The 24,832-nt window shown below is 75.5% G+C and carries 23 protein-coding genes; 18 read left to right on the forward strand and 5 right to left on the reverse strand.

What is annotated here, in order from left to right:
• Positions 1–153: 153 nt before the first annotated feature.
• Genes Q3W71_RS27135 through Q3W71_RS27145 form a run of 3 tightly spaced genes read left to right on the forward strand, consistent with a single transcriptional unit; the run spans position 154 to position 3,626 of the window.
• Positions 154–1,122 carry a DUF5715 family protein gene (locus Q3W71_RS27135; RefSeq protein WP_302922305.1) on the forward strand — a complete coding sequence of 323 codons (969 nt, stop codon included), beginning with the start codon at positions 154–156 and terminating at the stop codon, positions 1,120–1,122.
• Between the two features lie 3 nt (positions 1,123–1,125).
• Complete coding sequence (locus Q3W71_RS27140; protein ID WP_302922306.1) at positions 1,126–2,739, forward strand: asparagine synthetase B; 1,614 nt, start codon at positions 1,126–1,128, stop codon at positions 2,737–2,739.
• A gap of 56 nt (positions 2,740–2,795) precedes the next feature.
• Positions 2,796–3,626, forward strand: a complete 831-nt coding sequence (locus tag Q3W71_RS27145) for a MerR family transcriptional regulator (protein WP_302922307.1) — start codon at positions 2,796–2,798, stop codon at positions 3,624–3,626.
• A gap of 42 nt (positions 3,627–3,668) precedes the next feature.
• On the opposite strand, the gene Q3W71_RS27150 is transcribed toward Q3W71_RS27145, so the two are convergent.
• Together Q3W71_RS27150 and Q3W71_RS27155 are read right to left on the reverse strand one after the other, a co-directional pair.
• The gene (locus Q3W71_RS27150; RefSeq protein WP_302922308.1) at positions 3,669–4,013 is read right to left on the reverse strand and encodes a transcriptional regulator; all 345 of its coding nucleotides are present in this window, start codon (positions 4,011–4,013) and stop codon (positions 3,669–3,671) included.
• Positions 4,010–4,753 carry a hypothetical protein gene (locus tag Q3W71_RS27155; protein WP_302922309.1) on the reverse strand — a complete coding sequence of 248 codons (744 nt, stop codon included), beginning with the start codon at positions 4,751–4,753 and terminating at the stop codon, positions 4,010–4,012. Before Q3W71_RS27155 ends, Q3W71_RS27150 begins: the two co-directional genes overlap by 4 nt.
• A 191-nt stretch (positions 4,754–4,944) precedes the next feature.
• Between Q3W71_RS27155 and Q3W71_RS27160 the strand changes: the two genes are divergently transcribed.
• Positions 4,945–5,874, forward strand: coding sequence for a PfkB family carbohydrate kinase (locus Q3W71_RS27160; protein WP_302922310.1), 930 nt, complete (start codon positions 4,945–4,947; stop codon positions 5,872–5,874).
• Between the two features lie 99 nt (positions 5,875–5,973).
• Here the strand turns inward: Q3W71_RS27160 and Q3W71_RS27165 are convergent, their stop codons facing one another.
• Positions 5,974–6,981 carry a C45 family peptidase gene (locus Q3W71_RS27165; RefSeq protein ID WP_302922311.1) on the reverse strand — a complete coding sequence of 336 codons (1,008 nt, stop codon included), beginning with the start codon at positions 6,979–6,981 and terminating at the stop codon, positions 5,974–5,976.
• A gap of 102 nt (positions 6,982–7,083) precedes the next feature.
• Between Q3W71_RS27165 and Q3W71_RS27170 the strand changes: the two genes are divergently transcribed.
• A complete protein-coding gene (locus tag Q3W71_RS27170; RefSeq protein ID WP_302922312.1) occupies positions 7,084–7,305 on the forward strand; it encodes a DUF2188 domain-containing protein in 222 nt (73 codons plus the stop codon).
• Between the two features lie 75 nt (positions 7,306–7,380).
• On the opposite strand, the gene Q3W71_RS27175 is transcribed toward Q3W71_RS27170, so the two are convergent.
• Positions 7,381–8,835 (reverse strand): LVIVD repeat-containing protein, encoded by a 1,455-nt coding sequence (locus tag Q3W71_RS27175; RefSeq protein WP_302922313.1) that lies wholly within the window; start codon positions 8,833–8,835, stop codon positions 7,381–7,383.
• 138 nt (positions 8,836–8,973) lie between these two features.
• On the opposite strand from Q3W71_RS27175, the gene Q3W71_RS27180 reads away from it, so the two are divergent.
• From Q3W71_RS27180 to Q3W71_RS27200, 5 genes are all read left to right on the forward strand, one after another.
• Complete coding sequence (locus tag Q3W71_RS27180) at positions 8,974–9,654, forward strand: DUF305 domain-containing protein (RefSeq protein ID WP_302922314.1); 681 nt, start codon at positions 8,974–8,976, stop codon at positions 9,652–9,654.
• Between the two features lie 62 nt (positions 9,655–9,716).
• A complete protein-coding gene (locus Q3W71_RS27185; protein ID WP_302922315.1) occupies positions 9,717–10,958 on the forward strand; it encodes a sensor histidine kinase in 1,242 nt (413 codons plus the stop codon).
• Entirely contained in the window at positions 10,955–11,620 is a 666-nt protein-coding gene (locus Q3W71_RS27190) for a response regulator transcription factor (protein ID WP_302922316.1), read from the forward strand. The genes Q3W71_RS27185 and Q3W71_RS27190 overlap by 4 nt, the downstream gene beginning before the upstream one ends.
• A gap of 148 nt (positions 11,621–11,768) precedes the next feature.
• Positions 11,769–12,557 carry an ABC transporter ATP-binding protein gene (locus Q3W71_RS27195; RefSeq protein ID WP_302922317.1) on the forward strand — a complete coding sequence of 263 codons (789 nt, stop codon included), beginning with the start codon at positions 11,769–11,771 and terminating at the stop codon, positions 12,555–12,557.
• A complete protein-coding gene (locus Q3W71_RS27200) occupies positions 12,554–15,034 on the forward strand; it encodes an ABC transporter permease (RefSeq protein ID WP_302922318.1) in 2,481 nt (826 codons plus the stop codon). Before Q3W71_RS27195 ends, Q3W71_RS27200 begins: the two co-directional genes overlap by 4 nt.
• Before the next feature lie 215 nt (positions 15,035–15,249).
• Here Q3W71_RS27200 and Q3W71_RS27205 read toward each other — a convergent pair whose 3' ends face one another.
• Positions 15,250–16,602, reverse strand: a complete 1,353-nt coding sequence (locus Q3W71_RS27205) for a serine/threonine-protein kinase (protein WP_302922319.1) — start codon at positions 16,600–16,602, stop codon at positions 15,250–15,252.
• 544 nt (positions 16,603–17,146) lie between these two features.
• Here Q3W71_RS27205 and Q3W71_RS27210 point away from each other — a divergent pair.
• From Q3W71_RS27210 to Q3W71_RS27245, 8 genes are all read left to right on the forward strand, one after another.
• Entirely contained in the window at positions 17,147–17,776 is a 630-nt protein-coding gene (locus Q3W71_RS27210) for an RNA polymerase sigma factor (RefSeq protein ID WP_302922320.1), read from the forward strand.
• A 16-nt stretch (positions 17,777–17,792) separates the two neighbouring features.
• Positions 17,793–18,677 (forward strand): hypothetical protein, encoded by an 885-nt coding sequence (locus Q3W71_RS27215; RefSeq protein ID WP_302922321.1) that lies wholly within the window; start codon positions 17,793–17,795, stop codon positions 18,675–18,677.
• A 430-nt stretch (positions 18,678–19,107) separates the two neighbouring features.
• Complete coding sequence (gene egtA / locus Q3W71_RS27220; protein ID WP_302922322.1) at positions 19,108–20,343, forward strand: ergothioneine biosynthesis glutamate--cysteine ligase EgtA; 1,236 nt, start codon at positions 19,108–19,110, stop codon at positions 20,341–20,343.
• Positions 20,340–21,677: an ergothioneine biosynthesis protein EgtB gene (egtB, locus tag Q3W71_RS27225; RefSeq protein ID WP_302922323.1), complete on the forward strand. Its 1,338-nt coding sequence runs from the start codon at positions 20,340–20,342 to the stop codon at positions 21,675–21,677. The genes egtA and egtB overlap by 4 nt, the downstream gene beginning before the upstream one ends.
• A gap of 70 nt (positions 21,678–21,747) precedes the next feature.
• Positions 21,748–22,494: an ergothioneine biosynthesis protein EgtC gene (egtC, locus tag Q3W71_RS27230; RefSeq protein WP_302922324.1), complete on the forward strand. Its 747-nt coding sequence runs from the start codon at positions 21,748–21,750 to the stop codon at positions 22,492–22,494.
• Between the two features lie 50 nt (positions 22,495–22,544).
• The gene (egtD, locus tag Q3W71_RS27235; RefSeq protein WP_302922325.1) at positions 22,545–23,510 is read left to right on the forward strand and encodes an L-histidine N(alpha)-methyltransferase; all 966 of its coding nucleotides are present in this window, start codon (positions 22,545–22,547) and stop codon (positions 23,508–23,510) included.
• A 224-nt stretch (positions 23,511–23,734) separates the two neighbouring features.
• Positions 23,735–24,322: a TMEM165/GDT1 family protein gene (locus Q3W71_RS27240; RefSeq protein ID WP_302922343.1), complete on the forward strand. Its 588-nt coding sequence runs from the start codon at positions 23,735–23,737 to the stop codon at positions 24,320–24,322.
• A gap of 134 nt (positions 24,323–24,456) precedes the next feature.
• Positions 24,457–24,780, forward strand: a complete 324-nt coding sequence (locus Q3W71_RS27245) for a hypothetical protein (RefSeq protein ID WP_302922344.1) — start codon at positions 24,457–24,459, stop codon at positions 24,778–24,780.
• The last annotated feature ends 52 nt before the right edge of the window (positions 24,781–24,832 follow it).

The raw sequence follows: 24,832 nt of genomic DNA on the forward strand, positions 1-24,832 counted from the left end.
TTCGTCCCCCGCGGGCCGCGCCGCAGCCGTCCTGACCTGCTCGTATCCCTTCGGAGGAAGATAGGAGGATTGTTCGGGCTTGACCCGGTCCGGCCGATTACGGTGTGCCGCAGAGGTTGCCCACCGTTGTCGTGACGGGAGAGAGGACCGACCATGCGAGTGCCGAGCCGAAGCCCGGGGCACCAGCCCGGTCCGCCCGCGGCGTCGAGCGCCCCGGCCCGTCGGCGGCCGCCGGCCGGCCCGTCGCGCCGCGTCCCGTCGCCCGGCCCCGACCTGGACGCCTACCGGGCCGCGGTGGCCGAGCTGCTGGTGGAGGTCGGCGCGCTGGCCACCGCGCCGTCCACCGCGGCCCGGCAGGTGCTGATCGACGCCCGGCTGCGCGAACCGGCCATCGCGGCGGTGCTCGACGCCACCCCGCAGGGCTTCGTCGGTGCCCGCGAGACGCTGCTGCTGGAGATGGCCCGCTACCAGCCGAACGAGCGCAGCTCGGCCGCCGACCTGACCGCCCTGGTCCGGATCTACCTGCTCTCCCGGATCGACGTGATGTGGTGGCGGGACGCGCCCACCTACCTCACCGACGAGCAGGTCAACGCCAGCCAGGACCTGGTGGACCTGGAGTGGCTGCGCCGGCGGGATCTGCTGCGCTTCCGCTACCAGGAGCAGCCGGCCACCATCCTGGGGCGCGGCGTGCGGGCGCTGCGCCGCCGGCTGCGGCCGGACGCCACACCGCGCACCGCGGGGCTGCTGTTCCGCCGGGCCCGGCGGGAGATGGTCGCCTTCCTCAACGACGTCGCCCGCGAGTTCGCCGCCAGCACCCCACCGGGCACCCCGCCGCTCTGGGTGACCAGCCTGGTCCGCAGCGCCGAGCACCAGTACCGGCTGCGCCGCCTCGGCTACGCCGCCATGGTGCCCAGCGGGCACTGCCTCGGCTGGGCGGTCGACGTGGAGCTGGCCTGGTACGAGCGGTTCGGCGCCCGGGAGACCCTGGCCGCGCTGCTGCTGGCCCGGCAACAGGCCGGCGAGGCCAACGTGGTCGACGAGGGCCAGGCCTGGCACGTCTGCCTCGCGCCCGGTGCGCGGCGGCGGCTGCGCCGGGCGTACGAGGCCGAGATGGGGATCTGAGCGATGTGCGGCATCGTGCTGAGCCTCGGCCCGGAGGCCGACCCGGCGATCTTCCGGCGGATGCTGACGGTGCTCGCCCCGCGCGGCGAGGTCACCGAGACCCGGTACGAGAACGGCCTGCTCGCCGGCGTCCGGCGGCTGCGGGTGGTGGACCGGGAGCGGGCGGTGCAGCCGTGGACCTCCGCCGACGAACGGTGGGTGCTCTGCTACAACGGCGAGGTCTTCAACCACCACGAGCTGCGCGGGGAGCTGACGCGGCTCGGGCACCGGTTCCGCAGCGTCAGCGACACCGAGGTGGTGCTGGCCGCGTTCCTGCAGTGGGGCGAGCGGATGGTGGACCGGCTGCGCGGCGAGTACGCCTTCGCCATCGTCGAGCGGGCCACCGGCCGCGCCTACCTGGTCCGCGACCCGCTCGGGGTGAAGCCGCTCTACTGGACCCGCACCCCCGGCTGCCTGCACCTGGCCAGCGAGGTCAAGGCGCTGGTCGGGCACCGCACCCGGATCGCCGAGGTGCCGCCCGGGCACCACGGCTGGGCCGACGCCGACGGGCGGGTGCGGCTGCGCCCGTACCTCGACCTGCTCCGGCTCGGCGAGGGGCTGCCGGTGGTGGACGACCCGGACGAGGCCGCCCTGCTCGTCCGTGCCGCCCTGACCGACAGCATCCGGGTCCGGGTGGACACCGACCTCACCGTGGGGGTGGTGCTCTCCGGCGGGTTGGACAGCTCGCTGGCCCTGCTGCACGTGCGCGAGATGCACCCGGACTGTGTCGCGGTCACCGTGGGCGTGCCGGACAGCCCCGACGTGGCGTACGCCCGGCGGCTCGCGGCCGACCTGGGCGTGCCGCACGAGGTGGTCGAGCTGCGCCCGCGCGACATCCGGCTGGCCGAGATCCGGGACGCGATCCGGATCTCCGAGCTGACCGAGTACGGCGACATCATCAACGCGGTGGTCTCGGTGCCGATCTTCCGCCGGCTGCGGGAACTCGGCGTCAAGGTGGTGCTCACCGGCGACGGCTCCGACGAGCTGTTCGGCGGCTACCCGATGTACCACGAGGTCGGGCCGGAGGCGTCCCGCCGGCTCTTCCTGCACCGGATCCGCAACCTGTGCCGGACCGAGTTGCAGCGGGTCGACCGGGCCAGCATGGGGCACGGGGTGGAGGCCCGGGTGCCGTTCCTCGACCAGAACGTGGTGGAGCTGGCGATGCGGCTGCCGGTCACGCTGAAGCTGCGCGAGGGTCAGGAGAAGTGGATCGTCCGGCGGGCCTTCGCCGACCTGCTGCCGGACTACGTGCGGCGGCGGCCGAAGAACCCGATGTCGTACTCGTCCGGGCTGCACGAGCGGGCCCGGCTCTACAAGCCGCTCTTCGCCCGGCTGCACCGGCAGTTCGGCTACCACCTGCTGGAGCCGGTCCGCCGGGACTTCGACACCGTGCTCACCCGCTGCGGCAACGACCTGGACCGGGCCATCGCGGCCGGCCGGGCCCGGCCCGACTACACGGTGCTGGAGCACGCCCGCGACCTGGTCGGCGCGGCGCGGTGGAACGCCGCGCCGATGGTGCGCCGGCTGGTCGGCCCGCGCCGCACCCGCGGCGACGAGGAGGCACCGCTGCCGGGCTGAGCCGACGCGCCCCGGTTGACTCTGACACGGTGTCAGCGCCGACCGTAGGGAGCGCCATGTTCACCATCGGAGACTTCGCCAGGCTGGGCCGGGTGTCGGTGCGGATGCTGCGCCACTACGACAGCATCGGCCTGCTCCGCCCGGCCGCCGTCGACCCGCACAGCGGGTACCGCTACTACACCGCCGAGCAGCTGCGCCGGCTCAACCGGGTGATCGCCCTGAAGGAGCTGGGCCTCACCCTGGCCCAGGTGCAGGCGATCCTCGACGACGCCGTCGACGTCGCCGAACTGCGCGGCATGCTGCGGCTGCGCCGCTCGCAACTGGAGGCGCAGGTGGCCGCGGACACCGCCCGGCTGGCCGGGATCGAGGCGAGGCTCCGGATGATCGAGACGGAGGGTCGGATGACCACCCAGGACGTCGTACTGAAACCGATCGCGCCGGTGCGCCTCGCCGAGTTGAGCGCCACCGCCCGCAGCTACCAGACCGAGGACGTCGGCCCGGTGATCCAGCCGCTCTACCCGGAGCTGTTCCGCCGGCTGGACGCCGCGGGGATCCGGGCGAGCGGGCCGGGCATCGCCTGGTACTCCCCGGCCGGCGAGCCCGGCGGCGAGGCCGTCGTGGTGCACGCCGGGGTGGTCGTCGGCGTCGACCCCGACCCGGCGGCCGGCGTCGCGGTCGTCGACCTGCCGGCGGTGCCCGCCGCGGCGACGGTGATCCACCACGGCCCGATGGACGAGGTGGAGCAGAGCATGCAGGTGCTGGCCCGCTGGATCGAGGAGAACGGCTACCGGGCCGACGGGTTCGCCCGGGAGGTCTACCTGGACTACTGCCCGGACGCGCCGGAGCAGGGGGTCACCGAACTCCAGCTCCCGGTGCGGCACGGCTGACGGCGCCACCGCCGCCCGCCGCGACGGTGGGCGGCGGTGGGCTCAGCCGTCGGCGTCCGGCCGGTCGGTGGCGGTGCGGATCCGGTCCACCAGTTGCTCCAGCACGGCGACCTCGGCCCGCAGCGCGGCCCGGCCCTGCCGGGTGAGCCGCACCCAGGTGCACGGACGGCGGCCCTCGTAGCCCTTGGTCACCTGGAGCAGGCCGGCCTCCTCCAGGATGCGCAGGTGCCGGTTGAGGTTGCCGTCGGTCAGCCCGAGCTCGTCGCGCAGGACCGCGAACCGGCACTCGTGCGCCTCGCTCAGCACGGTGAGGATGCCCAGCCGGACCCGCTGGTGGACCACGTCGTCCAGGGCCGTGGCGGGGTGCGGTGGGTGCTGCTGCGTCACGCGCGGTCCGGACCGCGGCCGGACACCAGCCGGACGGCGGCGACCGCGAGCAGGGGAAGTGCCATCAGGACAAGATAGTGGCCGGGCCGCAGCCCGAGCTGGCCGCCGAGGCCACTGCCCCCGCCGAGCAGCCGGCCCGCCCAGCCGGGCAGCGCGCCCAGCGGGAACGAGGTGCAGAGCCAGGCCGTGAGCAGGCCCATCCACACCCCGGCCGCGAGGAGCCCGGGACTGCGCTCGGCCCGGCCGAGCACCACGACCGCGGCGGCGAGCGGCAGCAGCGGGGTGAGCAGCCCCGGCCAGTACGGCCCGTCGGGCGCGGCGAGCCCGTCGGGCACCGGACCGGTCGGCACCGCGGCGAGCACGGCCAGCAGGGCCAGCACCCCGAGCCCGGTGCCGGCGACGACCGGCCACGCCACCCGGACGCCGAGCCGCCGCGCCCGCCAGCGGTACCAGAGGCCGATGCCGGCGAACAGCAGCGGGGTGCCGACGAACCAGAACGCGTAGGAGGCCACCGGGCTGCGCTGCTCGTCGGGCAGCCCGGCCCACCAGGGGTGTTCGGCCGCGATGGAGGTGGGGGAGGTCAGCGGGTGCCGGTAGAGCGCCGTGCTGGCCAGCAGCAGTACGGCGATGCCGAGGGCGGGCAACCAGGCGCCGCCGTGGGCGCGCCGGTGGCTGCGTCGGCGCAACCGCTCCAGGGCGGCAAGGGTGTCTTCGGCCTGTCCGGTGGCGCCGGGCTCCATGGCGTACTCCCATCTGGCTTTGCGTCAGCGATAGCTTTGCAATGCAAAGCTTATGGCCGGCGCGGCGCGTCGGCAAGACCCCGGGCGCCGGACGGGCGCGCCGCGCGGGCACCTCCCGGAAGGTGGCACCCGGGCGGGCGGTCGGCTCGGACGGGGCGTGGCCGGCACCGGCCGGGGGTAGTAGCCCGGACATGGCGGGACTGGACGTGCTGACGGTCGGGCAGGTGGCCCGGGATCTCGTGCTGCTGGTGGACGAGGTGCCGGCGGCCGGGGGCAGCGCCCCGGTGCGGCGGCGCCGGGAACTGCTCGGCGGCAAGGGCGCCAACCAGGCCGTCGCGCTGGCCCAGCTCGGCGCCCGGGTCGGGCTGCTCGGCGTGGTCGGCGACGACGAGGTGGGGGAGCGGCTGCTCGCCCGGGCGCGCGCCGACGGCGTGGACGTCGGTCCGGTGGTGCGCCGGGCGGGCACCCGCAGCGGGCTGATCGTCGACCTGGTCGACCGGGCGGCCCGCTGGCGCTACCTGGAGGACCTGCCCGAGGCGACCCTGCTCACCCCCGAGGACGTCGCCGCGGCCGCCGACGCGCTGCGGAGCGCCCGGGCCGTGCTGGTGCAGTTGCAGCAGCCACCGGCGGCGGCCCTCGCCGCGGCCCGGGTCGCCCGGTCGGCCGACCGGCTGGTGGTGCTCGACGGGGCGCCCGAGGACCCGGCCGCCGACGAACTGCTGGCCCTCGCCGACGTGCTGCGCGCGGACGCCCACGAGGTCGAGCTGCTCACCGGCGACGAGCCGACCGACCCCGAGAGCGGCCTGGCGGCCGGGCGGAAGCTGCTGCGGCGCGGCCCGTCGCTGCTGGCCGTCGAGGTGTCCGGGGTCGGCAACGCGTTCGTCTGGCCGGACGGGGAGGTGTTCGTGCCGCTGAGCGAGACGCCCACGGTGGACGACACCGGGGCCGGGGACGCGTTCGTCGCCGCGCTCACCCTCGGCCTGCTCCGCGACGAACCCCGCGACCGGGTGGCCCGCTTCGCCGTCGCCGCCGCCGGCGCCACCGTCGGCCACCCGGGCGGCCGCCCGGCGCTGAGCACCGAGGCGATCCGGGCGCAGCTCGACCGGATCCCGGACCGCTGACCCCGGCCGGCGCACCGGCGCGCGCGACGCGCCGGCCGCCCGGATCGGAGGCAGCGCGCGGTGGCCGGTCCGCCGGCCGTCGCGGCGCGCCGGAGGGCGTCAGCTCACCGGAAGCTGGTAGCGCCGCTCGCCGCCGCCGCTGGCGGTGGTCAGCCGGACCTCGCCGCTGCGCAGGCCGTACGTCACCGACCAGCGGGTGTGTGCCTGACGGACGTCGGTGAGGATCGCGAAGGCGGCCGGTGCGTCGGCCACCCCACCGGTGCGGCTGAGCGCCTCGGCGATCACCTGGTACCGGCGGTCCTCCCGGCGGCGCTGCTCCGGCACCCCGGCGACCGGCACGTTGGTCAGCGCCTGCCAGCCGCCCGATCCCCGCTCGACGCGCAGCCGGCCGTCGGTGAACTCGACCACCACCGAGGCGCCGGTGGCGTCGGCGATGAGGTAGTGCAGCGGCGGCCCGCCGTCGAAGTCCACGTTGTACCGGTGGAACACGGCGACCGCCTCGTCCACCGTGGCCGCCTGGTCGAGCACCAGCCGCAGGATGCGTACCGACCCGACGGTCGGCTTGCCCGGGTCGCGGTCGGCCCGGGCGCCGTCGTCGGCGGCCAGCCCCACCGCCAGGCCGCGTTCGTTCATGCCGTCGAAGGGCAGCAGCGGGGCGTTGAGCAGCCGCCGGTCGCCGGTCGGGTCGGCACCGACGCCGAGGTAGGACATGTCCACCACGGAGATGCTCGCGTAGCCGTCCGGCGGGTCGGTGCGCAGCACCATCGCCGGGTTGGCGTCCCAGTCGAAGTTGCGGGCGAACAGCGGCCGGGCCGGGTCGCCGGCGGCGACGAAGAGCGAGCAGCCGAACGGCTTCGTGGTCGGGTTGGCGTCCGTGCCCACCGTCGGGTCGTACGCCCCGACGTAGGTCATCTCGTAGAGCGGCAGGTCGTCGACCTTGCGCAGGCTGGTCAGGGTCTGCTCGACCTGGCCCGGGTCCTGCCGGGAGGCGATCGGCGTGCCGGTCACGGCGGGCGTGGCCGGTGCGGGGCCGGCCGGGTCGGGTGTGGAACAGGCGGTCACGGCCAGCACCAGGGCGACACCGGCGCCCCACAGAGTCCTCCGCATATCTGTTGGACGCTAGGGCAGCGATAGACGGTTGTCCACCGGCCCGGTTTTCGGTCCGCTGGAGCCGGGTACCTGAACCGCCACGAACGAGAGGCAGGTGGCATGAAGCGCAACGAATACCACGTCGTACCCAACGGTGGCGGCTGGAAGGTCGAGCGGGGCAACCAGGTCGTCGGCACCTTCGACACCAAGCAGCGTGCCGTCGAGGCGGGCCGCGAGGCGGCGCACGGCAACGAGCCGAGCCAGCTCGTCGTGCACACCGCGGACGGGAAGATCGAGACGGAGTACACCTACCAGGACGACCCGTACCCGCCCGCGGGCTGAGGCGAGCGGCTCCGGCCGCTGACGTGGCCGGGCCCGGCCCCCGAACGGGGGACCGGGCCCGGCCTGTCGCGTGGGTTACCAGCCCAGGTAGCGCGGCTGGGTCTGCACGTTCAACTCGCGGTACCGGACCAGCTCCGCCGTCCAGGTCCGCCAGTCGGTCAGCTTCAGTACGTCGAAGCCCTTGGCGATGTCGTTGGAGTAGATGTAGCCGTTGTAGTAGTACGCGGACCACGAGCCGCCGCCCACCGGCGCCTCCGTCGAGATCGGCCCGCGCTCCCAGAACGCGATCTCCTTCGGGTTGGCCGAGTCGGTGAAGTCCCACACCGACACGCCGCCCTGGTACCACGCCTGGACCATGATGTCCCGCCCGAGCACCGGGATCAGCGAGCCGTTGTGCGCCACGCAGTTCTCGGTGTCGGCGTTGGTCCGGGGGATCTTGAAGTAGCTGCGGAAGACCATCGTCCGCTTGTCACCGCGGCCGGTGATGTCGTAGATGGCGTCCGCACCCCGCTTCGGCCCGACCGTCTCGTTGCAGGTCGCGGCGCCGCCGCCACCCAGCTCGTCGGTGAAGACGACCTTGGTGCCGGCGTTGTTGAAGGTGGCCGAGTGCCAGAACGCGAAGTTGGTCGTGTCCCGTACCCGGTTGATCACCCGGGGCGCCTCGCGGTCGCGGATGTCCATCAGGATGCCGTCACCCATGCACGCGCCCGCGGCCAGGTCCTTCTGCGGGTACGCCGTGATGTCGTGGCAGCCGGTGGTCGCCGACTTCTCGCCCGGCACGCCCTCGTAGCCGCCGTCCGGGAACAGGTTGGGCGTGGCCACCACCGCCGCCGCGGTGGGCTTCTTCAGCGGCACCTTGACGATGGAGATGGAGTCGTGCGGCGGCTGGCAGTCCGGGAACTCCGCCCGCGGGCTGTACGAGGAGACGTACAGGTAGACGGAGCGGTTGTCCTTGGCCGGCACCAGCGTGTGGGTGTGCGAGCCGCAGGCCGTCTCGACGGACTTGATGTAGCGCGGGTTGGCCTTGTCCCGGATGTCGAAGATCTTGATGCCCTCCCACGACTCCTTCTCCGTGGCCGGCAGGCCGGTGCTGTTGCACGAGTCGTCGCTGCGCGGCGAGTCGGTGGAGAGGAAGAGCAGGTCGTCGTGGACGGAGATGTCGTTCTGCGAACCGGGGCAGAACACCGACGACACCACGGTCGGCGCGCTGGGCCGGGAGATGTCCCAGACGACGAAGCCGTTGTAGTTGCCGGCGAAGGCGTACCGGCCCTGGAACGCCAGGTCGCTGTTGGTGGCGTCCAGCGGGGCCTGCTTGGGCAGGTTGGCGATCAGTCGCAGGTTGGGACTGCTGACGATCTCGTCGACGCCGGGAATGGTGTTGGTGGTGTCCACTGTGCCGGCCGACGCCGGCTGCGGCGCCAGGCCGGCGCTGCTCGGTGGTGCGGTCACGACGCTGGCCAGGAGCAGCCCGGCCGCGGCCAGGCTGACGACCCTGAACCGCCGGGTCCGCGGCGTGGGGAATCTGATCATCGGCGAGCCCTTCGCAAGGGGGGTGACGATTGTCCACACCTTACCGTCCGACGACAGGCGTCGATGTGACCTGGGTCACATCTCATCAGGTCCGTCAATGGATACCATCGCGGTGACCTCGACCTCAGGGAGTGGCCCATGACCAACCGGCGCGCGCGGACCCTGGCCGTCGTCACACTGGCCCTCGTGCTGCCGCTGGTGGTCCTGATCGTGGTCCGCGCCAGCGCCGACCCGGCGTCCGACGCGGCCCGGCCGGCCGCCGCGACCGCCACCCCCGCCCCGACCGGTCCGCCGGTCATCGTGCCCGGCCGGCCTGGTGAGTCGGCGGCCGTCCGCCCCGCCGAGCAGGTCCGCGCCGCCGAGCGCCCGCACAACGCGATGGACGTCGAGTTCGTGCGGATGATGATCCCGCACCACGGCCAGGCCCTGGCGATGGCCGAACTCGCCCCCGACCGGGCCGCCGACCCGGACGTGCGGGCCATCGCCGACCGGATCCGGGCCAGCCAGGGCCCGGAGATCGGCATGCTCCGCGGCTGGTTGCAGACCCGTGGCCTGCCCGAGCAGGTCGACGGGCACGACCACGGCAGCATGCGCGGCATGCAGTCGGCCGAGGCGATGCGCCGGCTCGCCGACGCCCGGGGCGCCGAGTTCGACCGGCTCTTCGTGCGGATGATGACCGAGCACCACCAGGGCGCCATCGAGATGGCCACCGAACTGCTCAAGGTCGGTTCCGAGCTGACCCTCTCCGAGTTCGCCAACTCGGTGGCCACCGAACAGTCCGTCGAGATCGACCGGATGCGCGAACTCCTCGCCTCCTGACCCGCCCGGCCCGCCGCGACGATCATGGACCGCCCGCCCGACCGACCGGGCACGTACGCTGGGTGACCGTGAACCGCACGATCTTCGGCCGCCCGCTGCGCAGCGTCGCCTTCGACGCCTTCGTCTCCGGCGTGGTGGTGCTCTTCGCCGTCGCCGGCGTCGTGGCCCAGCCGGGCGGGTGGAAGGCCACCCTGGTCGGCGTGGCGATGGCGGTGGCGCTGCTGTTCCGCCGGACCCACCCGTCGGCGGTCGCCGCCGTGGTGGCCGTCCTCGCCCTGGTCCAGGTGTTCGCCGGCTGGGGCCCGCTGGCCTTCGACCTCGGCGTGCTGATCGCCCTCTACAGCGTGGTCAAGTACGCCGACCGGCTCCGCGACGGGATCCTGGCCGGCGCGGTCGCCGCCGTCGGGGTGGTGCTCGCCGCCGTGCAGACCAGGGGAGTGCTCTCCTGGTGGACCACGGCCATCTACTTCGCCCTGGTCACCGGGGCGGTCTGGCTGATGGGGCTCAACGTGCGCACCCGCCGGCTGTACGTGCTCAGCCTGGAGGAGCGGGCCGCCACCCTGGAGCGGGAGCGCGAGGCCGAGGCGCGGGCCGCGGTCGCCGGCGAGCGCACCCGGATCGCCCGCGAGCTGCACGACGTGGTGGCGCACAGCATGGCCGTCATGATCGTGCAGGCCGACGGGGCGCGGTACATGCTCGACCGCGACCCGGAGACCGCCCGGGCCGCGGTCAAGGTGGTCGCCGACACCGGCCGGGCGGCGCTGGAGGAGATGCGCCGGCTGGTCGGCGTACTGCGGGAGGAGGGCCGGCCGGAGACGGCGGCCGGACCGGGCGCGGCGGCCGAGCCCGGCGGCGCCGGGGTGGCCGCGGACCCGGAGCACCGCCGGCTGGCGCTGACCGAACTGCCCGCGCTGCTGGACCGGTTCCGGGCCGCCGGCCTGCGGGTGCGGCACACGGTGACCGGCGAGCCGGCGCCGCTGCCGGCCGGGCTGGAGCTGACCGTCTACCGGGTGGTGCAGGAGGGGCTGACCAACGCGCTCAAGCACGCCGGGGTCGGCGCCGCCGTCGAGGTCACCCTCGCCCACGAGCCCGGCGCCGTGCTGGTCGAGGTGGTCGACGACGGGCGCGGCCGGACAGTGGTCGGCCCGGCGCCGGCCGGCGGTCACGGCCTGGTCGGCATGCGCGAGCGGGTGGCGGTGTACGACGGCAGCCTGATCGCCGGACCCCGGCTGGCCGGGGGCTGGCAGGTGCGGGCGCGGCTGCCGCTACCGTCGAGCGCCGGAACGGAGGTGGTGGCGGCATGACGGTCCGCGTGGTGATCGTGGACGACCAGGCGCTGGTGCGCGCCGGGTTCCGGATGGTGCTCGACTCCCAGCCCGACCTCGAGGTGGTCGGCGAGGCGATCGACGGCGCCGACGCGCTGCGGGTGCTCGACCGGGTCGCCGCCGACGTGGTGGTGATGGACATCCGGATGCCGACCATGGACGGGGTGGAGGCGACCCGGCGGCTCTGCGCCGGGCGGCCCGCCGGCCCGCCCCGGGTGCTGGTCCTGACCACCTTCGACACCGAGGCCGACGCGTTCGCCGCCCTCCGGGCCGGGGCCAGCGGGTTCCTGCTCAAGAACGTCCCGCCGGAGGAGCTGCTGGCCGCGATCCGGGTGGTCGCCCGGGGCGACTCGGTGGTCGCCCCGTCGATCACCCGGCGGCTGCTCGACCGGTTCGCCGGCCAGCTCGGCCCCGGCCCGACCGAGGATCCCCGGCTGGCCCAGCTCACCGAGCGGGAGCGGGAGATCCTGCTGCTGGTGGCGCAGGGGTTGTCCAACGCCGAGATCGCCGCCCGGGTACACGTGGCCGAGGCCACCGTGAAGACCCACGTGGGGCGGATCCTGGCCAAGCTCCAGCTCCGCGACCGGGTGCAGGCCGTGGTGCTGGCGTACGAGAGCGGGCTGGTGACCCCCGGCGGCTGAGCCGGCGTACGACCCAGGTCGTACGGGTCCGCCCGGTCAGGGGAGCCCGAGGTCGCAGCGGGGTCGAGCGCGCGGGTGGACGCCACCGGGCCGGCCCGCCCATAGCGTCGGAGACGTCCCACCAAACGATCTCCACGGGGAGTCCCACGTGTCCGTCGCACCTCCCGCGCACGCCGCCGCCGGCGTCGCGGTCACCGCCCGCGGCCTGTCCAAGCGGTACGGCAGCGGCCAGGCCGCCGTCGTCGCCCTCGACGGCGTCGACGTCGACTTCGCCGCCGGCCGGTTCACCGCCATCATGGGCCCGTCCGGCTCCGGCAAGTCCACCCTCATGCACTGCCTGGCCGGCCTGGACCGGCCCACCGCCGGCGCGGTGCGCATCGGCGACGCCGACCTTGGCCGACTGGACGACCGCCGGCTCACCCTGCTGCGCCGCGACCGGGTCGGCTTCGTGTTCCAGAAGTTCAACCTGCTGCCCGCGCTGAGCGCCGAGGAGAACATCGTGCTGCCGCTGGCCATCGCCGGCCGCCGCCCCGACCCCGGCTGGCTGCGCCAGGTGGTGGCCGCGGTGGGGCTAACCGACCGGCTGCGGCACCGGCCGGCGGAGCTCTCCGGCGGCCAGCAGCAGCGGGTGGCGGTGGCCCGGGCCCTGATCACCAAGCCGTGGGTGGTCTTCGCCGACGAGCCCACCGGCAACCTGGACTCCCGGGCCGGCGCGGAGGTGCTGCGGCTGCTCCGCGAGGCGGTCGACACCCTCGGGCAGACCGTCGTCATGGTGACCCACGACCCGGGGGCCGCCGCGCACGCCGACCGGGTGGTCTTCCTCGCCGACGGCCGGCTGGTGCGCGACCTCACCGCGCCCACCGCCGAGCGGGTCCTGGACGCGCTCGCCGGGCTCGACCCGGCCGGCCCGGCCACCCGCGAGGCGGTGGCCCGGTGATCCGGCTGACCCTGCGCTCACTGCGCGCCGAGGCGCTGCGCCTGCTGCTCTCCGCGCTGGCCATCGTGCTCGGCGTGGCGTTCGTCGCCGGCACGCTGATCTTCGTGGACGGCATGCGGGCCGGCGCGTACGAGCGGGCCGGCACCTTCGACCGGCACACCGACCTCGGGGTCTACGCCGAGTCCGAGGCGCTGCCGCCGGCCCTGGTCGACCGGGTGCGCGCGGTCGACGGGGTGGCCGCCGCGGCCGGCGAGCTGACCGGCTCCGGCGGCGTGCTCGGCACCGACGGCCGGCCGGTGCTCGGCTACGCCGTGCTCGCCGCCATCCCGGTCGAGCCGGCCCTGCGCTCGTACGACGTGGTCGCCGGGCGGCTGCCGGACCGTCCCGGCGAGGTGGTGCTGGACGCCCCGACGGTCGCCGCCGAGGGCTTCACCCTCGGCGCCCCGGTCCGCGTCGGCGGGGCCGGGGGAGCGGCCCGGCCGTACACCCTGGTGGGCACGGTCGACGTGGCCGACACCGCGCGCGACGTCGGCGGCCCGTTCATCGGCCTGGTCGGCTCCGACGCCCTCGCGGTCACCGGGGAGCGCGGCTACGGCCGGATCATGGTGGCCGCCCGGCCGGGTGTGTCCGAGGCGGAGCTGGTCGACCGGGTCGCCGCGGCGGCCGGCGCCGGGCCGAGCGTGAAGACCCGCCAGCAGATCCTCGACGACGCGGTCGACGAGGCGGTCCGCAGCCTGGAGCAGTTCAACATGGTGCTGCTCACCTTCGCCGCGGTCGCGGTGGTGGTGGCCGGGTTCGTCATCGCCAACACGTTCGCCATCGTGCTGGCCCAGCGGACCCGGCGGACCGCGCTGCTGCGGCTGGTCGGCGCGACCCGCGGCCAGCTGTTCCGCGCCGCGCTGCTGGAGGCGGCGGTGGTCGGGCTGGCCGCCTCGGCGGCCGGCGTGCTGATCGGCGTCGGCCTGGCCGCCGGCCTGGGCGAGCTGATGTCCCGCCTCGACGCGCCGGCCTCCGGCGGGCTCACCGTCACCGCACCGACGGTGCTGCTCAGTCTGGTGCTGGGCACCGCGATCACGGTCGGCGCGGCCCTCCTGCCGGCCTGGCGGGGCACCCGGGTCGCCCCGGTCGCCGCGCTCACCGACGCGGCGGTGCAGCCCACCCGGGATGCCGGCCGGTTCCGGCTGGCCGTCGGCGCGGTCGTCTTCGCGGCCGGGATCGCCGCGCTGGTCGGCGCCGCGTTCGCCGTCCAGGTGGTGCTGGTCGCGGCCGGCGGGGTGCTGGCCTTCTTCGGCATCGTGCTGTTCGGGCCGGTGCTGGTGCCGGCGCTGGTGCGGCTGTTCGGCTGGCCGGCCTGCCGGCTGTTCGGGGCGACCGCCGGCCTGGCCGTGGCCAACGCGGTGCGCAATCCCCGCCGGATCGCCGCCACCGCCACCGCGCTGGTGATCGGGATCGGGCTGGTCTCCGCCTTCGTGGTGGGTGCCCGCAGCACCAAGGACGGCATCGAGCGCAGCGTGGACGCCGAGATCGGGGTGGACCTCGTGGTCACCGGGATCGGCGGCGACCTGCCGGCGACCCTCGCCGGCGAGCTGCGCGCCCGCCCCGAGCTGGGCGTGGTGCACGAGCAGCGCAGCGCGGTCAGCGCCGGAATGGAGATCCGGGCCGCCCACCCGGCGCTGGTCGCCCGGACGCTGACCGGAGTGGTCGCCGGCGACCTCGACCGGTTCGGCCCCGGCACGGCGCTGGTGCACCGGGAACTGGCGCGGGCGCGGGGCTGGACGGCGGGCTCGACGGTCACCGTGCGGGACCGGGCGCTGCGGGTCGCCGCCGTGGTCACCGACGACGGGCCGGGGCCGGCGGGCAGCTCGGTACCGCCCGGTCACGTGATCGAGGTGGCGGACGACGACTTCACCGCGCTCTTCCCGGACCGGCGCGGCTTCCTGGCCGAGATCGACCCGGCCGACGGGGTCTCCGCCGGCTCGGCCCGCGCCGCCGTGGAGGCGGTCCTGGCCCGCTACCCGACGGTCAACCTGATGGACCAGGGGGCGTACAAGCAGATGCTGACCAGCACGGTGGACATGCTGCTGGCGTTCGTCACCGCACTGCTCGGCCTGGCCGTGGTGATCGCGCTGGTCGGGGTGGCCAACACGCTGAGCCTGTCGGTGGTGGAGCGCACCCGGGAGAACGCGGTGCTGCGGGCCGTCGGGCTGACCCGGGGCCGGATGCGCGCCATGCTGGCCGTCGAGGCGGTGCTGATGGCGCTGGTCGGCGCGGTGCTCGGGGTGGGTCTGGGCACCGGCGTCAGCGCCGCCGCGATGGCCCTGCTCGGCCGGATCGGCGGGGACTTCCACGTGGTGCTGCCGCTGGGACAGCTCGGGCTCATCCTGGGCGTCGCGGTGCTGGCGGCGCTGGGCGCCTCGGTGCTGCCGGCCCGCCGGGCACTGTCCCGGCCGGTGGTGGAGGCCCTCGGCGACCAGTGACCGCGCCCGGGTGACACCCGCCGGCCGGTCCCGCCGCCCGTCAGGGCGGTGGGACCGGCCAGCGGTGCCGGGTCAACCGGTGCCGCGGCGCGGCTGCCCTCCTGGGGTACGCGCCGAAGCCCCGCCTGCCCCCGACCATAGCGCCGTCCTTGCCATCATGAGTCCGTTTTGGGAACAACGGGGTCAGTGGGACGGCAGTGCCCGGCGGCCCGTGCTCACTGCGCCGAACCGCCGCCACCCGCCTCCGTCGACGGCGTGACGGGCGGGTCCGACGCGGGCGGGGGTGCCGACGACGACGTCGGGGGATCGTCCGGCGTCGTGGCGGTCTCACTCGGCACCGGATTAGGGCTGGTGGTCTCGCTGGGCTGCGCGCTCGGGGTCGGGCTGACCGAGGCCGACGGGCTGCCGGTGGAGCCGGCCGGGCGGAACGGCCGGTTTCCCGGGTTGACCGAACTCTCGCCGTCCGACACCGGCTGCTCCGCCTGGCCGCTCGGCGCGGTCGCCGGCACGCTGGTCGGCATCTCCACCGCCGGCGCGTTGGCCTCGCGGGCCGCGCCCAGCGCCGCGCCGAGCGCGGCGAGCGCGACCAGCACCGCCGCGCCCGCGCCGACCAGGGTGCCGCGCCGCCGCCCGCCCGGCGTGCCGACCGCCGCCGGCACGTCGGTGCGGGTGTCCGGCCCGGCGTTGCGCAGCCCGCCCGCCGCCGCCGGCACCATGGCGGTCGGGGCGGACGGGTCGGAGACCGCGGCCCGGGCCGCCGCGGCCATCGCCGCGCCGCTGCTGAACCGGTCGGCCGGATCCTTGGCCAGGGCGCGCCCGACCAGGGCGCGGACCGCCTCCGGGATGTCGTGCGGCAGCTCCGGCGGCTCGTCGTCGAGGTGCCGGACGGCCACCTGGAGCGGGTTGTCGCCGGTGAACGGCGGGCTGCCGGTCAGGCAGCAGTACGCCACCGCGCCCAGGGCGTAGATGTCGGTGGCGCCGGAGACCGGCCGGCCGGCGGCCTGCTCGGGGGCCATGTAGAGGGCGGTGCCGGGCACCGCGTTGGTGCTGGTGATGCTGGTGACGTTGGTCGACCGGGCGACCCCGAAGTCGACCAGCACGACCGAGCCGTCCTCCTGCACCAGCAGGTTGCTCGGCTTGACGTCGCGGTGCACGATGCCGCCGGTGTGCGCCGCGTGCAGCGCCTGGGCGACCTGGGCCACGATCGACATCGTCTCGGCCACGTCCAACCGGCCGAGCGCCTCGATCCGCTTCGACAGCGGCTCGCCGGTGACGAACTCCATGACCAGGTAGTCGGCCCGGGAGCCGTCGGGCAGCTCGTCCTCACCGCAGTCGAAGACCTGCACGATGCCCTTGTGCCGCAGCGCGGCCATGATCCGTGCCTCGGCGCGGAAGCGGGCGATGAAGTCGGGATCGGAGACCAGCGCCGGCAGCAGCACCTTCACCGCGACCGAACGGCCGAGGACCAGGTCCGAGGCACGCCAGACGTCGCCCATGCCGCCGGTGGCGACACGTTCGTCCAAGCGGTAGCGACCGCTGAGCACGACCTCCGATGACAACACAGGCATTACCGTACCCAGCGGTGCCGGAAAGCACGCGCCGCGACCGGGGCGTCCCCGGCGGCGGGCCGGGGCGGGCGGGGCAGCGGAACCTCGATCTCCTCCGATACGCTGTGACCGGGCCGGGACGATGCGTGACGTGATCCGCTCGGGTCCGCGCTGGGCTGGGCGAATGGCCGGAAAGACCGCGTTGGTCGTCCCATTCGTGACGCCGCAGCGTCCCGTGCGCGGATGGTGTTACGGCGACTCGCCGTCCGTTCGGCCAGATAAATCTCACTCTTTTCCCCACGGTCACCGACTTGTCGGATCGGCCACCGGCTCCTAGCGTTAGCCGAACTCGGGCCCGCCCCACGGCCCCGCCGCGGCCCCACGCCGCCGGCCCGCGCCGTGGCGAGTGTCCAGACATACCGTCCGAGCCACGGCGGTCGGGGGTGCGAACAGGTCAGCGGGGGGCTGAGGGTGCGGGATCAGGTCCGGCTGCCGGACCGGGCTGGCGTCGCGCACGCCACGTCCGGCGTGCGCCGCCGCACCCTGCCCCAGAGCCGGCGGACCCATGTCCGGTGAACTGACCGAGGCGGTCGTCGCCGCCCAGGCCGGCGACGAGGACGCGTTCCGCTACCTCTACCGCAGCCTCCAGCCGGGCCTGCTGCGCTACCTCACCGCCCTGGTCGGCGCGGACGCCGAGGACGTGGCCTCGGAGACCTGGCTGCAGATCTCCCGCGACCTGCCCAGCTTCACCGGCGGCGAGTTCCGTGCCTGGACGGTGACCATCGCCCGCAACCGGGCAATGGACCACCTGCGCCGGCAGCGCCGCCGACCGTCCCTGCCGGTGCCCGTGCAGGCGCTCAGCGAACTCGCCGGCGACGCCGACACCGCCGAACGGGCCGGCGAGACGATCGGCACCGAGGCGGCGCTGGCACTGATCTCCACCCTGCCGCCCCGGGAGGCCGAAGCCGTGCTGCTGCGGGCGGTCATCGGGCTGGACGCGGAGACCGCCGGCCGGGTGCTCGGTCGGCGGCCCGGCGCGGTGCGCACCGCCGCGCACCGCGGGTTGCGGCGGCTCGCCGCGTTGATGGAACGCCACGACCCCGCCGACCAGCCGGCCACGTCGGAGAGCACCACCCCGCCCCGTGCCCGTACCGGGCGGCGGCAGACGCCGCACGCCGAGCCGGCGGACGGTTGACGTGAGGGGATTCAGGATGAGCCTGCGCCGGTCCGGTCGGCCCGCCGACCGCACCGAGTCGGACCGGCTGCTCGACGCCGCCGGTCCCGGCGCTGACACCGGGACCGATCCGCTCGCCCGGCTGCTGTCGGCGGCGGCCGCCCCGGCCCGTCCCGGCGAGCTGGCCGGTGAGGAAGCGGCGCTGGCCGCCTTCCGCGCCGCCCGCGCGGCCGGTCCGGCCGCCGCGCCGGCGCGCGCCCCGCGCCGTCGCGGGTTCACCGCCGGCGCCGTGGCCTGGATCGCCGGCATCGCGGCCACCGCGACCGCCGGCGCGGCGTTCGCCGCCGCCACACTGGACCGCCCGGACGATCCGGTGCCCCCGGCCCCGCCGGCCACCCCGGCGCCGGCCCCGAGCAGCGAGCGGGGCGGCGGACCCGCCACGCCCGGCGGCACCGAGGCGCCCGACCCGGCGGCACCCACCAGCGGACCCGCCGGCGGGCCCTCGTCGCCCGCCGGGGAGCAGCAGCTCGCCGGGCTGTGCCGGGCGTTCCTGGCGAAGTCGCCGGCGCAGCGGGCGAAGGCGCTGGACACGCCGGCGTTCGGCCGGCTGGTCACCGCCGCCGGTGGTCGGGACCGGGTCGAGGACTACTGCCACGCCCTGGCGCCCGACGCCGTCGAGCCGGGCGGGTCTCCCGCGGCCGAGCCGGCCACGCCGGCGAGCGCCAGGCCGGCGAAGTCCGAGAACGCCAAGCCGGAGAAGTCCTCGAAGGCCAAGCCGGCGAACCGGCCCGCCGCCGATCCGCCCGCCGCGCCCGCCGCCGGCCGCGACATCCCGTCGGCCGACCCGGACGCTCCGTCGGCGGACCCGGACGCTCCGCCGGCCGGCCGGAACCCGAGGCCGCCCGCCCGCCGGGCCAGCTGACCGGCCCGATCCGTCCGGCTCCGAGGCGCCGCTGTAACACCGACCCCGCCCCTGCCCCGGGCGGGCTGACCCGGCCCCCGTTCGTCCGGCTCCGAGGCGCCGCGCCCCGGTAGCACCGGCCCTGCGCCCGCCCCGGCGGGTTGCCGGCCCCTTCTCGCCCCGCTCGAGTCGCCGTTCCACGGGAACGCCCGGCGCTCCCGCCCACCCCGGCGGCCGGGACGGGCGCCGGTCCGCCCAGCTCAAAGCGCAGCACCGCCCGGCCGGCTGCCTGGACACCGCCGGCCCGGCCCACCTGGGCGCCGGCCGCTCGCACGGCCGGGTCCCCGTGCGCCGTGCGCCGCTACCCGGGGCTGATCGCCGCGGACGCCCGCGTCGTTGTCGGTGGGCCGGGTTACGGTGGCCCAAGGTCGGCAGGGAGAGGGGGAATCCCGTGGTGACGTCGCCGGAGCTGGACCAGTCCACCGTGCTGCGCGAGTCGGGCGCGGCCGCCCGCCACCTCGCCCGGATCTGCTTCAAGACCGGCCCGCCCACCCGCACCGGCGTCGAACTGGAATGGACCGTGCACGACGCCGCCGATCCCGCCCGCCCGATCGGCGGCGAGCGGCTCCGGACGGCACTGGGGCGGCACAGCCCCGTCACCCTCGATCCCGCCAGCCCCGCCGAGCAGCTCCGGCACGGCAGCACCGTGACCGTGGAGCCGGGCGGGCAACTGGAGGTCTCCACCGCGCCGCGGCCCTCGATCGCCGCGTTGGTCCAGGCCACCGAGGCCGACATCGCCCAGCTCACCGGCCTGCTGGCCGGCGCCGGGCTGACCCTCGGGCGAAGCGGCATCGACCCCCACCGGCTCCCGCGCCCGGTCGTCGAGACGCCCCGCTACCGGGCCATGCGGCAGGTCTTCGACCGTCGCGGGCCGGCCGGCCGGACGATGATGTACAGCACCGCCGGCCTGCAGATCTGCCTCGACGCGGGCGAGCCGGAGCGGCTCGCCGCCCGCTGGGCACTGGTGCACGCGGTCGGTCCGCCGCTGCTGGCCGCCTTCGCCACCGCCGACCGGCACGCCGGCCGGCCCACCGGCTGGGCGTCGGCCCGGATGGCCGCCTGGCTGAGCATCGACCCGGCCCGCACCCGGCCGGTCTGGACGCCGCGGCACGCCGACCTGGACCCGGTGCCGGCCTGGACGGCGTACGTGCTGGCGGCGCCGCTGCTCTGCCTGCGCGGCACCGGCGCCGACTGGACCCCGCCACCCGGGGTCACCTTCGCCGACTGGATCGACGGCGCGCTGCCCCGGCCGCCCACCACCGACGACCTGGAATACCACGTCAGCACGCTCTTCCCGCCGGTGCGCCCGCGCGGCTACCTGGAACTGCGCTACCTCGACGCGCAGCCCGGCCGCGGCTGGACGCTGCCGCTGGGGGTGCTCGCCGCCCTGCTCAGCGGCCCCGACACCGTCGACGCGGCCCGGGCGGTCGCCGCGCCGGTGGCGCACCGCTGGCACGCCGCCGCCCGGTTCGGCCTGCGCGACCGGGCGCTGGCCGCCGCCGCGGCGACCCTGTTCGACCTGGCCCTGGCGGCGCTGCCCCGGCTCGACCTGCCGGCGGCGCTGCACGACGAGATCCACCGAGGCGTACGGCGGCGGCGCGCCGTCGCGGAGAGGGGACACCGGTGACCGGAGAAGTGACCGAGCGGGACGGCTTGGAACGGCTGCGCGGCCGGATCGCCGAGGAGTTGGCACGGACCCGCGCCCGCACGGCCCTGCTGACCGAGGTGGTCGACGACGCCGACCTGATGCGGCAGCACTCGCCGCTGATGTCCCCGCTGGTCTGGGACCTCGCCCACGTCGGCAACCAGGAGGAACTCTGGCTGGTCCGCGACGTGGGCGGGCGCGAGCCGGTCCGGCGCGACATCGACGACCTCTACGACGCGTTCAAGCAGCCCCGCAAGGACCGCCCGGCCCTGCCGCTGCTGCCCCCGGCCGAGGCCCGCGCCTACGTCAGCACCGTCCGCGACAAGGTCTTCGACCTGCTGGACGGGATCCGGTTCACCGACCGGCCGCTGGTCGCCGACGGGTTCGCCTTCGGGATGATCGTCCAGCACGAGCAGCAGCACGACGAGACGATGCTCGCCACCCACCAGCTGCGCGCCGGCCCGGCGGTGCTGGACGCGCCCCCGCCGCCCGAGCCGCGGGCCCGGGTCGGCGCCGAGGTGCTGGTGCCGGCGGGGCCGTTCACCATGGGCACCGACACCGACCCCTGGGCGCTGGACAACGAGCGCCCGGCCCGCCGGGTCGAGCTGCCCGCGTACGTCATCGACGCCGCGCCGGTCACCAACGGCGCCTATCGCGCGTTCATCGCCGACGGTGGCTACCACGACCCGCGCTGGTGGACGCCGGAGGGCTGGCGGCACCGCACCGAGGCCGGGTTGACCGCGCCGATGCACTGGCGGCGCGACGGCGACGGCTGGACCTGCCGCCGCTTCGGCCGGTGGACCCCGGTCCGCGACGACGAGCCGGTGGTGCACGTCTGCTTCCACGAGGCGCAGGCGTACGCGACCTGGGCGGGCAAGCGCCTGCCCACCGAGGCGGAGTGGGAGAAGGCGGCCCGCTGGGACCCGGCCACCGGCCGCTCCCGGCGCTACCCGTGGGGTGACGACGACCCCACCGCCGCGCACGCGAACCTGGGCCAGCGGCACCTCTGGCCGGCCCCGGTCGGGGCCTACCCGGACGGCGCCTCGCCGCTCGGCGTGCACCAGTTGATCGGCGACGTGTGGGAGTGGACCTCGACCACCTTCCGCGGGCACCCGGGCTTCACCGCCTTCCCCTACCGGGAGTACTCGGAGGTCTTCTTCGGCGACGACTACCGGGTGCTGCGCGGCGGGTCGTTCGGCACCGACCGGGCCGCCTGCCGGGGCACCTTCCGCAACTGGGACTACCCGATCCGCCGGCAGATCTTCAGCGGCTTCCGCTGCGCCCGCGACGCCACCGCCGAGGAGGCGCACGGGTGACCCCGGCAGCCGCGACGCGTACCAGCCAAGCGGCGCCAGCCACCCGGCGCGCGGGCGGCGGTGCCGGCTGATGTGTCGCCACCTGGCCTACCTGGGGCCGCCGGTCACCCTGCGGGAGCTGCTGTTCGACCCGCCGTACTCGCTGCTGCGGCAGTCCTGGGCGCCGCGCGACATGCGCGGCGGCGGGACGATCAACGCCGACGGCTTCGGCGTCGGCTGGTATCCCGGCGACGGCGACCCGGTGCGCTACCGGCGCGCCCAGCCGATCTGGAGCGACCCGACGATCGCCCAACTCGCCGCGGTCACCTCGGCCGGCGCGGTGCTGGCGGCGGTGCGCTCGGCCACGGTCGGCATGGCGGTGCTCGACAACGCCGCCGCGCCGTTCGCCGAGGGGCGCTGGCTGTTCAGCCACAACGGGGTGGTGCGCGGCTGGCCCGACTCGATGGTGCCGCTGGCCGCCGGGCTGCCGGTACGTGACCTGCTCACCCTGGACGCCGCCACCGACTCGGCGCTGCTCTGGGCGCTGGTGCGGCACCGGCTGCGCGCCGGGGTGGACCCGGCCCGGGCGGTGGCCGAGACGGTCGCCGCGGTCGCCGCCGCGGCTCCCGGTTCCCGGCTCAACCTGCTGCTCACCGACGGGCGGACGGTGGCCGCCAGCGCGGCCGGGCACGCGCTGTCGATCCGCACCACACAGCGGTCGGTGCTGCTGGCGTCCGAACCGCACGACGACGAACCCGGCTGGCGGGAGGTGCCCGACGGGCACCTGGTGTCCGGCACCGCGACCGAGGTGCGGGTGCGCGCCATCGGGCAGGTGTGACCGCCGCCCGGCCGGGGAGAGCACCTGTCGCCCGTACGAAGGGAGCCCAGATGAGCACCGAGCCGTTGGAGATCCACCTCGAACCCGGGGACCTCGACCGTGGCCTGCGCGACGACGTCCGCACCGGGCTGAGCGCCGATCCGAAGTGGCTGCCACCGAAGTGGTTCTACGACGCCCGGGGCAGCGAGCTGTTCGAGGAGATCACCCGGCTGCCGGAGTACTACCCGACCCGCGCGGAACGGGCGGTGCTGGCCGGGCGGGCCGACCGGATCGCGGAGCTCACCGCGGCGAAGACGATGATCGAACTCGGCTCCGGCTCGTCCGAGAAGACCCGGCTGCTGCTGGACGCCTTCACCCGGCACGGCGGGCTCGGCACCTTCGTGCCGCTGGACGTCTCGGTCAGCGCGCTGCGCCGGTCCACCGCCGAGATCGCCGCCGACTACCCGGGCCTGCGGGTCCGCGGCATCGTCGGTGACTTCACCCGGCACCTCGACCGGCTGCCCACGGGGGGACGCCGGCTGGTGGTCTTCCTCGGCGGCACCATCGGCAACCTGCTGCCGGCCGAACGGGCCCGGTTCCTGGCCGACATGCGGGCGGCCCTGGAGGTGGGGGACTGGCTGCTGCTCGGCACCGACCTGGTCAAGGACCCGTCCGTGGTGGTGCCGGCGTACGACGACGCGGCCGGGGTGACCGCCGAGTTCAACCGCAACGTGCTGCGGGTCATCAACCGGGAGTTGGGCGCGGACTTCGACCCGGCGGCGTTCGACCACGTGGCCCGCTGGGATCCGGAGCGGGAGTGGATCGAGATGCGGCTGCGGGCCCGCCGGCCGATGCGGGTGCGGGTGCTCGACCTGGACGTCCGGTTCGCCGCGGGCGAGGAGTTGCGCACCGAGGTCTCCGCGAAGTTCCGCCCGGCCGGGATCGCCGGGGAACTGGCCGCTGCCGGGTTCGCCGTCGAGGAGTTCTGGACCGATCCGGACGGCCTGTTCGGGGTCACGCTGGCCCGGGCGGACTGAACCGGGTGAGCCTGTTCACCCCGGGGGCCGCGCGCGGAGGTGATCGGCTAGGCTGACCGGCGCGAAGGGGAGTAGCCCCCAATGTCGTGGTCGACATACTGGTGCGTTCCGCATCCGGCCACGCGGCCCCGCCGGCGGCGGGGCGGGCGAGACCTTCGACCCAGGCTGTACAGCCGGGTCGAGGTCGCCCCGTACCTCCTCCCGGCGTGGACCGGAAGGATGTCATGGAGGGTTTCCTCGTCGCGCTGGTGGTCAGCTTCGGCGTCATCTTCGTCGCCGAACTCGGCGACAAGTCCCAGTTGATGGCGCTGACCTTCGCCACCCGCTTCAAGCCACTGCCGGTGCTGATCGGGATCACCGTGGCCACCGCCGTGGTGCACCTGGCCTCGGTGGCGATCGGTTACGGCCTCGGCGCCGCCCTGCCGACCGGCTGGATCTCGCTGATCGCGGGTCTGGCGTTCCTCGGCTTCGGGGCGTGGACCCTGCGCGGGGACACCCTCACCGAGGAGGAGCGGCGCAAGGCGGAGAAGACCAGCAAGTCCGCCATCATCGCGGTGTCGGTCGCGTTCTTCCTGGCCGAGCTGGGCGACAAGACGATGCTGGCCACCATCACCCTGGCCACCAAGTACGGCTGGTTCGGCACCTGGCTCGGCTCGACAGTGGGCATGGTGGCGGCGGACGCGCTGGCCATCCTGGTCGGCCGGATGCTCGGCCGGAAGCTGCCGGAGCGGACCATCCGCTACGGCGCCGCTGTGCTCTTCGCCATCTGCGGCCTCTGGCTGATCCTGGAGGCGGTGGCCGAGCTGCGTTGAGCCGGGCCACGGCAGCGCCAGTCCGCGGTCATCCGCCGCCGGGGTGACTATCGCCGGCGCCCAGCGGGCACAGGGATCACCACCTACCGTGAGCGGTAGCAGGCGAAAAGCGGAGAAACCGGGAGGACGACCAGATGAGCAAGCACGACGAGCCGAACGAGTACGGGTTCGCCGGCGGCGCCACCGCTCCCGAGCCGCCGCCGGGTGGGCGGGCCGACGAGCAGGACCTGGCCGAGGAGGTGGCGGTGCCGGCCGACGACTTCACCGAGCCGGTGACCGACGCGCTCGCCGTCCCGGCTCCTCGTCCGGTCCGGCTCGGACCCGGGCGCCCCCAGGCGACGACACCGACCGCGCCCGCCATGGGAGTCGGGCGAGGGTCCCGCCCGCGGCGGGGCGGCGATCCGCCACACCCCCGCGTTCGCCCACCAGCCGCTCCCGGCCCTCCCGGCCGCCGGTGACGCCGCCGCCCACCGGTCGGTCCCCGTCCCGCACCGGGCGGGCTTTTTCTGC

The organism is Micromonospora sp. C28SCA-DRY-2, from assembly GCF_030519475.1.
GTDB lineage: Bacteria > Actinomycetota > Actinomycetes > Mycobacteriales > Micromonosporaceae > Micromonospora.